The organism is Acetobacterium sp. (genome assembly GCF_036508315.1).
In the GTDB taxonomy this organism is placed as follows: Bacteria; Bacillota; Clostridia; order Eubacteriales; family Eubacteriaceae; genus Acetobacterium.
In genome coordinates this window covers 1-11,868 of the sequence record NZ_DATCHP010000040.1, presented here as the reverse complement: position 1 = coordinate 11,868, position 11,868 = coordinate 1, and the positions used below count along the sequence as shown (strand labels likewise).

Genomic DNA, 11,868 nt, shown 5'->3' with positions numbered 1-11,868 from the left:
TTATAAATGATTCTTCCCGGTATGGCACCAATATAGGTTCGGCGGTGGCCACGAATCTCAGCTTCGTCACGCATTCCCCCTAAAGACATTCGTACATACTTTCGATTAAGTGCCCTGGCAATGGATTTTGCTATGGAGGTTTTACCCACTCCTGGAGGTCCCACTAAACAAATAATTGGTGACTTCATACCATTTGAAAGTTGAAGCACTGAAATATATTCTAAAATACGTTCTTTAACTTTCTCAAGAGCAAAGTGATCCTCGTCCAGTATCGTTCTCGCCATTGAAACATCAATAGTTTCTTCAGTTAAGGTATTCCATGGCAGGTCTAAAATCCATTCAATATAAGTTTGAATGAGTCCGGCTTCCGAAGAGCCCTGGGGCACCTTATTTAAGCGGCTTAGCTCGCCTAAAACTTTATCCCGAACCTCATCTTCAACATCAAGTGCATCGAGACGATCTTTATATACATCAATTTCGTTTTGGATATCACCTTCGCCCAGTTCATCCTGGATAACTTTAATCTGTTCACGGAGATAGTATTCTCGTTGGTGTTTGTACATCTCACCACGAACTTTCTCATCAATGTTATGTTCTATTTTAATCATTTCAACTTCTTCAACCAATATTTCATAGGTAATGGCTAAACGACGGTTAACATCTGTTTCCTGGATTAATCGTTGGCTATCTTCAAGGTCAAGAAATAGATTTGCTCCGATAATATCAATGAGCTGATCCGGATCATCCAGTGAATCCATGGCTAAAATTAAATCGGTTGCAACTTTTCTTGTCACACTCATATAATTAGCAAAAGACTCTCTGATCATACGAACAAGGGTGCGGTTTTCTTTTGTGTCGTAATACACCGAACGTACGGGTTTTGTTGTCACTAAAAAATAGGGCTCCAAGCTCTCAAACTCAACAATCTCACGACGCTCATGAACTTCAACTAAAACCCGGACCAGGTTATCCGGCATTTTCAAAAGCTGTTTTACCTTAACCTTACAACCGACGGTATGAAAATCTTCAGGGGTAATTTCTTCTTTAATTACTTCTTTTTGAGTGACTAAAAAAGCCATTTGATCTTTTTCCATGGCGACTTCCAACGCTTTAATGGATTTTTTTCTGCCCACATCAAAATGCACGACCATTCCCGGGAATACACTCATTCCTCTTAAAGGAATAAGGGGCATGGTTTCTTTTTCCTGAACAAATAATTCGGGTTCAATAATGCCAATTTGATCGGTGTTATCATTAACAGTTTTTTCATTTTGAATACTCAAATTTATCAACTCCTTACCTCATTCGTTATTTGGCTTTATTCGTTTCAAAAAACAACAGACCGCAAAAAAACGTCAAATACAAGGTACCTTTGTACCAATAAGTAATTGGGCTTTTTAAACGGTCTGGAGAAGCCCAAGGGCTTTTTAGGATCCTACTTTATCACTCGCTTCTTCACAATCACATTTTTGCCCTAAGATCATGATTGGTTCAACTTGTTTTTCAACAACATCCCTGGTAATAATCACCTTTTCAATATTATCATTGGAAGGTACCTCAAACATAATATCAAGCATAATATTTTCAATAATCCCACGGAGTCCTCGAGCACCTGTTTTAGTTTCCAAAGCTTTTTTTGCAATAGCAACTAAAGCCTCTTTTTGAAATTCAAGCTCAACCCCTTCAATTTTAAACATTTTAACGTATTGCTTCACTAAAGCATTACGTGGTTCGGTTAAAATTTGAATCAAGGCTTCCTCATCTAAATACTGAAGGGATGCAATCACTGGAATTCTTCCAATAAATTCTGGAATTAGACCATATTTTAAAAGATCCTGGGGCTGAACGTTATAAACTTCTTCATCCTTCACTTTTTCTTTGGAATGACGGATATCAGCACCAAAGCCCATTGAGCTTTTTTCAGTACGTTGTTCAATGACTTTGTCCATTCCATCAAAGGCACCACCACAAATAAAAAGAATGTTATTGGTGTTTATTTGAATGAAATCCTGATGCGGATGCTTTCGCCCACCTTGAGGAGGTACATTGGCAACGGTTCCTTCTAATATTTTAAGAAGTGCCTGTTGAACGCCTTCCCCACTGACATCACGGGTAATCGAAGGATTATCCCCTTTGCGGGCTATCTTATCAATTTCGTCGATGTAGATAATGCCTTTTTCAGCCCTTGCAACATCAAAATCCGCTGTTTGAAGAAGCTTTAATAATATATTTTCAACATCTTCCCCAACATACCCTGCCTCTGTTAATGAGGTGGCATCTGCAATTGCAAATGGGACATCGAGTACCCGTGCCAGGGTTTGAGCTAAAAGAGTTTTACCTGAACCTGTTGGGCCAATGAGTAAAATATTACTTTTTTGAAGCTCAACCTCTTCATCACTGTCTTCCAAAGAAGTAATGCGTTTATAGTGATTATAGACGGCTACTGCCAATGCCCGTTTCGCATGGTTCTGAGCAATAACATATTCACTTAATTTTGTTTTTATTTCTCTGGGCTTGGGAACGTTCTCAAAATCTATTTCCTCTGTAAAAACGTCAACTTCCATAATTTCTTCACAAAGTTCAATACATTCATTACAGATATAAACTCCGGGACCGGCAACCATTCGCCTGACTTGGGACTGATTTTTACCACAAAAGGAACAACGTGCATTTTCAATGCCTTCTTCATTTATAGCCATTTTTCAGTCTCCTATTCTTGAAACAATGATCTTGTCAACCAATCCATAGGCCTTGGCTTCATCTGCATCCATGAAATTATCACGGTCGGTATCTTTAGCAATGGTTTCTAATGGTTGTCCTGTTCGTTCGCTGAGAATACTATTTAATTTTTCCCGGGTTTTTATGAGACGTTTAGCATAGATTTCAACATCCGTGCTTTGTCCCTGGGCTCCACCAAGAGGTTGATGGATCATAATTTCACTGTTTGGAAGTGTAAAACGCTTTCCTTTTGCACCTGCTGCTAAAATAAAAGCTCCCATGGATGCCGCCAATCCAACACAAAGAGTGGATACATCACATTGGATATAATTCATGGTGTCAAAAATAGCAAGCCCGGCTGTAACCGACCCACCTGGACTATTAATATAAATTTGGATGTCTTTTTCAGCACTTTCAGCCTCTAAAAAAATGAGTTGACCAACGATAATGGACGAAAGGCTTTCGTTGATTTCTCCGTTTAAAAAGATGATCCGTTCTTTTAACAGCCGGGAGAATAAATCGTAGGAGCGTTCCCCACGACCCGTTTGTTCCACGACCATGGGAACGAGATTATTTGTTATAATTGGTTGTTTAGTTTTACTTATTAGCATGAACGCTTTTTCCTGCTTTCCGATTTTTATTTATTAAACTGTTACGACAGCTACTTCAATCAGCATATCCACGGTTTTACGACGTTTGATATTTGATTTCAGGTATTCCAGCATACGATCGTTCAGATTCTTTTTATATTCTTCAGCATCATGGCCATAGGCCTGTGCATAAACTTTTATTTCTTCGTCAATTTCTTCTTCTGCTGCTTCAATGGCTTCCAGATCACTGATTTTTGCAAGAACCAACTCGGTTTTAATATTGCGTTCAGCATCAGCCTTAAGGTTATTCCTAAAATCATGGGGATTGGCATTAGTGAACTTAAAATAGTCTTCCATGGAAATTCCCTGTTGTTTCATTTGTTCTTCAATATTTTCAAGGTTACGATCAACCTCTTCTTCAACCATAATATAAGGAATATCAACCAATGCGTTATCCACTGCAAACTTAACCGCTGCAGCTTCAGCTGCAGCTTTCAGATCGGTTGATTTTACTGCTTTTAATCGTTTTTCAACATCAGCTCTGAGTTCATCCAGGGTATCGAATTCACTGGTGTCTTTAGCAAATTCATCATCTAGCGCAGGCAATTCTTTTTCTTTAATTCCCTTAAGCAAAACCTTAAATTCAACCGGTTTTCCTTTAAGCTCTTCGGCATGGTAATCCTCTGGGAAGCTTAACTTCACAGTGGTTTCTTCACCAAGTTCAGCTCCCATGAGGGCCTCTTCAAAACCCGGAATAAAGCTTCCGCTGCCAATGATTAAATCGTAATCCGTATCTTTTCCTCCGGCGAATGGTTCCCCATCAAGGAATCCTTCATAGTCAATGGTAACGGTGGCTCCGTCTTTAACAACACCTTCATCCAGTGTAATCAAACGAGAGTTCTGATCTTGCATTTTTCCAAGCTCAGCCGCCATTTCTTCTTCAGAAATAACAGGTTCCAAAGTTTCGATGTCAGCCCCTTTATATTCGCCTAATGTAATTTCTGGTTTTAAACCAACCTTGACAATAAAGGTTGCGCCCTCTTCTTCACTCATTTTTTCAATTTTCTCAAGATCGGGACGTGTCACAGGTTTGATTTCCGTTTCCTTTAATGCGCCTTCATAGGCTGACGGAAATGCAATATCAATGGCATCTTCTAAAAATACATTCTGTCCGTAATGGGCTTCGATGATTTTTTTAGGCACCTTGCCTTTTCTAAAACCAGGAACTGAAAAACGTTTCTTATTTTTATCATAGGACTTTTTAACAGCCTTTGAAAATTCCTCTGGATTAATTTCGATTTTTAAAGTTGCAATATTTTTTTCAATACTTTCTACTGATGTGCTCATGTTATCCTCCGTATCCTTCATTTAATTATATTATCTTTTAATTTTTATAGTATATCATAGGAATATTTCCTTATCAAGAACGAAAATACAGGTGTTTAAGAAATTTTTCAGGGGTATGGCCAAAAAAAACAGCCGGATCCGTTAAAAAACTGCCTCCATAGAAGACAGTTTTTAGAATAGTCTTAACCACCCAGATAGGCCTTTTGAACCTCGGGATTTTCCAATAAGTCTTTAGCCTTACCAGAGAGTTTAATACATCCGGTTTCTAAAACATAGGCACGGTTGGCAATATGCAATGCCTTATTTGCATTCTGCTCAACCAGTAGTACCGTTGTTCCTGCTTTATTAACCGTTTGGATCATATTGAATATTTCATCCACTAAAAGGGGTGCCAGGCCCATCGATGGTTCATCTAAAAGAATCAGTTTTGGACAGGTCATCAACGCCCGTCCCATTGCCAGCATTTGCTGTTCACCACCACTGAGGGTTCCGGCAATCTGTTTAATTCTTTCCTTAAGTCGCGGAAAGTTAAGAAAAATCTTTTCCAGATCTTTTTCGATTTTTTCCTTATCTTTACGAATATAGGCTCCCATCATGAGGTTTTCGTGAACGGTCATTTCAGCGAAAATCCGCCTTCCCTCAGGCACATGGGCAATTCCCATTTCAGGGATCTGATGTGCCGGTATCTTATTGACATTGTCTCCATTAAAAGTGATCACGCCTTTTGATGGTTTGAGTAAACCAGAAATTGTTTGAAGAATCGTTGTTTTCCCAGCGCCGTTTGCGCCGATCAACGTCACGATTTCCCCTTCATTCACTTCAAAGCTAACCCCTTTTATGGCATGTATTTTTCCATAATGTACATTTAAATCTGTTACATTAAGCATTTCATGGCCTCCTAATCGCCCAGATAAGCGCGAATAACCTCTGGGTTATTCTTAATCTTATCCGGTGTCCCTTCGGCAATGGTTTTTCCATAATCCACGACGACAATACGTTCGCAAATTCCCATAACCAGTTTCATATCATGCTCGATTAATAAAATAGTGATATCAAATTTTTCTCTGATAAAATGGATCGTCTCCATCAATTCCGCGGTTTCGTTGGGATTCATCCCTGCTGCCGGTTCATCCAGCATTAAGACCTTGGGTTCAGATGCCAGAGCTCGCGCGATTTCTAATCGGCGTTGCTGACCATAGGGTAAGTTTTTTGCTAATGTATTGGCATATCCGCCCATATTAAAAATATCCAGAAGCTTCATACATTTATCCTGGGCCTTTTTTTCCTCGGTCCAGAACTTTTTCGTTCTAAACATCCCCTGGATAAGATTATAATCAATGAAATTATGATAGGCAATCTTTACATTTTCAATGGCCGTTAAATCTTTAAATAAGCGAATGTTCTGAAAAGTCCGACTGGCACCGAGCTTAACGATTTCATGAGTGCTCTTCTTAATGATACTTTCTCCGTTAAGGGTGATTTCTCCTTTTGTCGGAACGTAAACCCCGGTAAGCATATTAAAAATAGTGGTTTTACCTGCCCCATTTGGCCCAATAAGGCCAACCAGTTCATGGCGTTCTAAATTAAGATTAAACTGATCCACAGCTGTCAGTCCACCAAATTGGATAGTAATATTTTTTGCTGATAATACAGACATTATGCTTCACCTCCGTCCACGGAATTTTTTGTGTTTTTTCGAAGGATTAATAAATCAATAGCTCCTGTTAATGAGAATTCAGTCCGACCAAAGATTCCCTGAGGTCGGAAAATCATCATGATAATAAGCACCAGTGAATAAACCAGCAATCGATATTGAGCAAAACCACGGAGCATTTCCGGCAATACGGTTAAAACAATCGCTGAAATAATAGACCCGGTGAGACTGCCTAATCCGCCCAGAACCACGATGACAAACATTTCAATTGAAAACATAAAATTAAATTTGCTTGGTTCTAAAAAAGCCAGGTAATGGGCATATAAAGCGCCACCCATACCACCAAAAAAGGCTGCCAATGAAAAGGCCAATACTTTAAAGCGGGTTGTTGGCACTCCGGCGGATTCTGATGCAATCTCATCCTCTCTGATTGAAATAATGGCCCGGCCATGTTTTGATCGTCCAAAGGTGAAAATCAATATTGCTATAACGATTGTAATCCAGTAAGCATTATTAAAGTTGACCAGTCTGGTGATTCCCGTTAATCCTGCCGCTCCTCCTGTGGGTTGGAAATTGACAAAGAAAATACGAATGATTTCGGAAAATCCAATGGTCACAATCCCCAGATAATCCCCACGAAGCCTTAGTGTTGGCGTACCAATGAGTATTCCAAAAATCCCGGCAACCGTTCCCCCAACAATCATGGCCAATATGAGTACAACCAGGTCTGGTAAACCGACGCCAGTATTAAATAGGGCAATTGAAAAACTGGCTGAGGAATAGGCACCAATAGCCATAAAGCCAGCATGACCAAGGGCCATTTCCCCTAAAAACCCTGCTACGATGTTAAGGCTCATTGCCATGATGATCATAATACAGGTCAGAATAGCAATACCAATAAGATATTTGTTCATGGTCTTTGTTTGAATCAAAATAAAAAAGGCCAGATAAAGTGCGGTAATCGCAATGGCGTTAATTATATAAGTTCGGCGTTTATTCTTATCCATTACTTACACCTTCTCTCTGGTATTTTTACCGAGAATTCCGGTTGGTTTAAAAAGCAGTACAATAATCAGAATCGCAAAAACAATGGCATCTGCCCAAGTCGTAGAAAGGTATGCCTTTGTCAGAGTTTCCACCATACCGATAATAAAACCACCTAACATAGCCCCCGGAACAATACCGATGCCACCTAATACAGCGGCAATAAAAGCTTTTAACCCCGGCATGACACCCATGGTTGGATATATCTGAATATAGGCCACGCTATATAAGATACCACCCAGAGCACCTAAGGCTGAACCCAGAGCAAAGGTTAACGAGACTGTACGATTAACATTAACCCCCATAAGAATCGCTGCATCCTTGTCTTCTGATACGGCACGCATGGCACGACCCTGTTTTGTTTTTCTGATATAAAGATCCAATAAAACCATAAATACAAGAGACACTCCAATGGTGATCAGTGTGGTCGAACTAATATCAATACCACCAATATTAAAGTTCATTTCCGGGAATAGTTTTGGCATTATCTTTGGTTCCGGCTTGAAAATAATCAAAGCAAGATTTTGCAAAAACAAACTGACACCAATGGCAGTAATAAGAGCTGAAAGCCTGGGTGCATTTCGGAGTGGCCGATAGGCAACAAATTCAATGGCAACACCAGCAACCGCCATAATCGTCATCACTAACAAAAGAATTGCCCAAACAGGCATTTGAAAACTGGTGGCTGCAATGAATGCAAAATAAGCACCGAACATCATAATTTCACCATGAGCAAAGTTAATGAGTTTAATAATGCCATAAACCATGGTATAACCAATCGCAATAAGTGCATAAATGCTGCCTATGTTGAGGCCATTGATCACTTGCTGCAGAAATAAATTCACATTGTCTCCTCCTTCTATAATAATAAAATGGATATAGAAGAGACCATTCTCTTCTATATCCCCTGTTTTTTAATACAATATGAAATTCAAACTAAAATTTCTATTAATTGATAACAGTTGTTTCAAATTTAAGTTGGCCGCCATCAATTTTGATGATGGTAACTTCTTTGTTCTTAGGGTCTCCATTTTCATCAAACTTAAGATTTCCGGTAACCCCTGGATAATCAGTTGCTGCCAAGGCAGTAATAATTGCAGCCGATTCTGTAGATCCGGCTGCTTTAATGGCATCAGTCATAACATAAGCTGCATCATAACCTAATGCTGAGAAAGAGTTTGGAACTTTGCTGTATTTGGCATTATAGGCTGTAATAAAGTTTTGCACCGTTGCCGAGGGTGAATCCGCAGCGTAATGGTTTGTGAAGTAATTACCCTGGGCTGCATCAGCATAATCTACCTGAACACCATCCCAACCATCTGCACCAATGAATTTTGCAGTAATGCCCATGTCTTTGGCTTTTTGGAGAATGGGTCCCACTTTTTGCACATAATCAGGAACAAAAACAACATCTGGATTCATTTCCTTAATTTTCGTTAACTGGGCACTAAAATCGTTATCTTGCAAACCGTAAGATTCACTTCCTACAATGGTACCGCCTTTTGCAGTAAATGCAGTTTGATAGGCTGCAGCGACGCCTTCTGAATAAGGATTTCCTGCACCTATTAACAATGCAGCTGTTTTTGCACCTAAAGTATCAGCCGAAAAATTTGCAGCCGCAGCGCCTTGATAGCTATCAAGAAAACATACTCTGAAAATATTCGGAGCATTCACCGTAACATCAACAGCTGTTGCGGTTGGGGTTAATACCGGCATATTGTCCTGAACCATAATGTCTTTCATTGCTAAAGTCTCACCACTCAGGGTTCCGCCAATAACAGCTACAACACCATCCTGATCTCTTAAACGATTATAGGCATTAATAGCTTCTGTCTGATCCGCTTTGGAATCATAGGCAATAAGTTCAACTTGCTTACCATTAACACCACCTGCCGCATTAATTTCTTCAACTGCCAACATCGCACCATCTTTTGCTGAACTTCCATAAATAGCGGCATCCCCGGTGGTTGGTCCAATAAAACCGATCTTAATGACGTCATCACTGCTGCCGGATGATGAACATCCTGCAAATGTGAAAATTGATGCAACAAAAATTGCAACAATAAAAACACTGACTACTCTTTTTTTCATTTCTTTTCTTTTTCCTCCTCATTCTTTTCAATGATTATCCTAGTGACTATCATAAACCATTCTTAAGGAAATTACAAGAAATAATTGTGCTCGACTGTATTTTGTATTACAACACTTTGAGCCTTTTCCTACCTTCAATACATAAGGATCTGAGGGCACAATTGATGCAGTTCGGGCTCCTGGCAGTACAGCATTTTCTGCCATGCCATATGAGCCAATGGTGTGCCTGGGACCACTTATTTTCAGGAATGTTCTTCATTAATTCTTTTTCCACTTCCAATACGTTTTTTCCTTTGGCAAGGCCAATCCGTTTGGAAACCCGAAACACGTGAGTATCCACTGCAATAGCCGGAATATCAAAAGCATTACTTAGAACCACATTGGCTGTTTTACGCCCTACCCCCGGCAGGGTAATGAGTTCCTCAAGACTTTGAGAAATCACTCCGCCATAGTCACTCAGAAGCCGGTTACAAGTCAGAATAATATTCTTAGCCTTGGTATTTGACAACCCACAGGTTCTGATTTTTTCAATAAGTCCTTTTTCTCCTAAGCGCAAAAGTGCGACCGGAGTATTATATTTCTGGAACAATTCTTTTGTCACAATATTCACCCGAACGTCTGTGCATTGTGCGGAAAGGATGGTTGCAATTAATAATTCGAATGGGGAATTAAAAGCCAAGCCACATTTTTCATGCCCGTAAAGGCTTTCTAATGTGGCTAGGATTTCATCTCTATTTTTTTTTGTCATGCATCCCCATTGAGGATCAATGCCATGAAAACCAGATCCTCAGTTCCAGTGTTTTCAATACTGTGATAACCCTGATCCGGAGTAACCATCACATCCCCAGGACCAATTTTCATTATTTCTTCGTCATCTTTCACCGTCCCATATCCACTCAGGAAATAAAAAATTTCCCGTTCCCCGACATGCTGATGGTAACCAATTGAATCCTTGGATTTCAATACAATTCGTGAGTACATCCGTCCTTTACTGCCCAGGATTTTGTCTCCGACAACATGGGTAATGGCTGGTGCGCCATTACCGCCTTGTATATTTTTTTTAATCTCTGTTACCAGACTGTCTTTTTTAACTATCACGTGTTTTTCCCTTCATTAGTTTTCTTTTAGTTCGTTGTTGGTTTTGTTGGTGTTGGCGTTGGTGTTGGTGTTGGTGTTGGCGTTGGCGTTGGCGTTGTATCCGTCGGCGGGGTTGTAGTTGTATCCGTCGGCGGGGTTGTGGTTGTATCCGTCGGCGGGGTTGTAGTTGTATCCGTCGGCGGAGTTGTGGTTGTATCTGTAGTTGGAGTGGTTGTATCCGTGGTTGTATCCGTGGTTGTATCCGTGGTTGTATCCTTTTTTGTATCTGTGGTCGTATCTTTGGTTGTCGTTCCGGAGTCAATGGATTTTACAGGGGTTGTATTCTCATCGTCGGAGGTTCGATCTAAAGTTGTAGTTTCAAGCAAATCCTGGTTAATTATTTGTCTCAGGTAAGATCCGTAAATACCTGCCGCCATCGAGCTTGCCCCGCCGATAACATAATTATCCGGACTTCCAAGCCACACTGAGGTTGTGAGGTTTCCAGTCATTCCTGTAAACCATAAATCTTTTTCATCATTGGTCGTACCTGTTTTCCCTGCTGTTGTGTAAATCTGACTCGCATTGCTCCCGGTTCCGTATTTTACCTCATCCGTAAGAATACTCATCATATTGGTTGCCGTGGTATCAGACATTACCTTGCGGGTTGTTAAATTGGATTTCTCCTTGTTGAAAATTTCCTTCCCGTTGGTTTGTTCAATTTTATTAATGAAATAAGGCTGATTATAAACACCGCCATTGTTGAGCGTATTAAATGCCGCTGACATTTCGTAAGGCTTTATTCCATAAGTCATTCCGCCAAGGGCTGTTGCAAGATTATAATCCGAATCGTCAAAGGTGGTAATTCCCATTTTCTGCATAAAGGCAATGGCGTCTGAAGGTCCAATTTTATCAAAGATCTTAACTGAAGGAATGTTATAAAAATAGACTAAAGCCTGTCTCACCGTAACATTTCCGTGATAGCCTCCGCCGTAGTTTTTAGGGGCGTATCCGTCAAAATCAGTATAGGCATCCAGAATTGTAGTTGAAGGCGTTATTAACCCTTTATCCATGGCTGCTGCATAATAGAGGGGTTTAATATTAGACCCTGGCTGTCTTGGTGTATCTGCCATGTCAATCTGGGTATTCCCACCATAATAGGCTCTGACACTGCCATCTAAATCCGTGGTGACAACACTCCCTGTTTCAGTATCTAAGCCGTTTTTATCCAGGCCGGTTGTCAGACTGTCAATGGCATCTTTCTGATAAACAGAGTTAATGGTAGTATAGATACGGTAACCGCCACTGGCAATGTTTTCTTTAATATAGTTAATTGCCTGATCCTCGGTG

Annotated in this window: 12 protein-coding genes; all 12 read right to left on the bottom strand. The window is 40.2% G+C overall.

Annotation, left to right across the window (positions count from 1 at the left end):
- The coding region (locus VIK44_RS05600; RefSeq protein ID WP_331552861.1) for an LON peptidase substrate-binding domain-containing protein at positions 1-1,283 on the bottom strand (1,283 nt) is incomplete at its 3' end.
- 144 nt (positions 1,284-1,427) lie between these two features.
- The gene (clpX, locus tag VIK44_RS05595) at positions 1,428-2,699 is read right to left on the bottom strand and encodes an ATP-dependent Clp protease ATP-binding subunit ClpX (RefSeq protein WP_331552860.1); all 1,272 of its coding nucleotides are present in this window, start codon (positions 2,697-2,699) and stop codon (positions 1,428-1,430) included.
- Between the two features lie 3 nt (positions 2,700-2,702).
- Positions 2,703-3,329, bottom strand: coding sequence for an ATP-dependent Clp endopeptidase proteolytic subunit ClpP (gene clpP / locus VIK44_RS05590; RefSeq protein ID WP_331552859.1), 627 nt, complete (start codon positions 3,327-3,329; stop codon positions 2,703-2,705).
- 33 nt (positions 3,330-3,362) lie between these two features.
- A complete protein-coding gene (tig, locus tag VIK44_RS05585; RefSeq protein WP_331552858.1) occupies positions 3,363-4,655 on the bottom strand; it encodes a trigger factor in 1,293 nt (430 codons plus the stop codon).
- Between the two features lie 182 nt (positions 4,656-4,837).
- Positions 4,838-5,542: an ABC transporter ATP-binding protein gene (locus VIK44_RS05580; protein ID WP_331552857.1), complete on the bottom strand. Its 705-nt coding sequence runs from the start codon at positions 5,540-5,542 to the stop codon at positions 4,838-4,840.
- Positions 5,543-5,553: 11 nt separating this feature from the next.
- Positions 5,554-6,312 carry an ABC transporter ATP-binding protein gene (locus VIK44_RS05575; protein WP_331552856.1) on the bottom strand — a complete coding sequence of 253 codons (759 nt, stop codon included), beginning with the start codon at positions 6,310-6,312 and terminating at the stop codon, positions 5,554-5,556.
- Complete coding sequence (locus VIK44_RS05570) at positions 6,312-7,316, bottom strand: branched-chain amino acid ABC transporter permease (RefSeq protein ID WP_331552855.1); 1,005 nt, start codon at positions 7,314-7,316, stop codon at positions 6,312-6,314. Before VIK44_RS05570 ends, VIK44_RS05575 begins: the two co-directional genes overlap by 1 nt.
- A gap of 3 nt (positions 7,317-7,319) precedes the next feature.
- Positions 7,320-8,198 (bottom strand): branched-chain amino acid ABC transporter permease, encoded by an 879-nt coding sequence (locus VIK44_RS05565; RefSeq protein ID WP_331552854.1) that lies wholly within the window; start codon positions 8,196-8,198, stop codon positions 7,320-7,322.
- Between the two features lie 103 nt (positions 8,199-8,301).
- Positions 8,302-9,444, bottom strand: coding sequence for an ABC transporter substrate-binding protein (locus VIK44_RS05560; protein WP_331552853.1), 1,143 nt, complete (start codon positions 9,442-9,444; stop codon positions 8,302-8,304).
- Positions 9,445-9,550: 106 nt separating this feature from the next.
- Positions 9,551-10,192 carry an endonuclease III gene (nth, locus tag VIK44_RS05555; RefSeq protein WP_331552852.1) on the bottom strand — a complete coding sequence of 214 codons (642 nt, stop codon included), beginning with the start codon at positions 10,190-10,192 and terminating at the stop codon, positions 9,551-9,553.
- Positions 10,189-10,542, bottom strand: coding sequence for a cupin domain-containing protein (locus VIK44_RS05550; RefSeq protein ID WP_331552851.1), 354 nt, complete (start codon positions 10,540-10,542; stop codon positions 10,189-10,191). The genes nth and VIK44_RS05550 overlap by 4 nt, the downstream gene beginning before the upstream one ends.
- A gap of 26 nt (positions 10,543-10,568) precedes the next feature.
- The coding region (locus VIK44_RS05545) for a transglycosylase domain-containing protein (protein ID WP_331552850.1) at positions 10,569-11,868 on the bottom strand (1,300 nt) is incomplete at its 5' end.

What these genes read in the sequence shown, in the direction of transcription:
- clpX (WP_331552860.1), bottom strand. Translation starts at nt 2,699, where the DNA reads ATGGCTATAAATGAAGAAGGCATTGAAAATGCACGTTGTTCCTTTTGT.
- clpP (WP_331552859.1), bottom strand. Translation starts at nt 3,329, where the DNA reads ATGCTAATAAGTAAAACTAAACAACCAATTATAACAAATAATCTCGTT.
- tig (WP_331552858.1), bottom strand. Translation starts at nt 4,655, where the DNA reads ATGAGCACATCAGTAGAAAGTATTGAAAAAAATATTGCAACTTTAAAA.
- VIK44_RS05580 (WP_331552857.1), bottom strand. Translation starts at nt 5,542, where the DNA reads ATGCTTAATGTAACAGATTTAAATGTACATTATGGAAAAATACATGCC.
- VIK44_RS05575 (WP_331552856.1), bottom strand. Translation starts at nt 6,312, where the DNA reads ATGTCTGTATTATCAGCAAAAAATATTACTATCCAATTTGGTGGACTG.
- VIK44_RS05570 (WP_331552855.1), bottom strand. Translation starts at nt 7,316, where the DNA reads ATGGATAAGAATAAACGCCGAACTTATATAATTAACGCCATTGCGATT.
- VIK44_RS05560 (WP_331552853.1), bottom strand. Translation starts at nt 9,444, where the DNA reads ATGAAAAAAAGAGTAGTCAGTGTTTTTATTGTTGCAATTTTTGTTGCA.
- nth (WP_331552852.1), bottom strand. Translation starts at nt 10,192, where the DNA reads ATGACAAAAAAAAATAGAGATGAAATCCTAGCCACATTAGAAAGCCTT.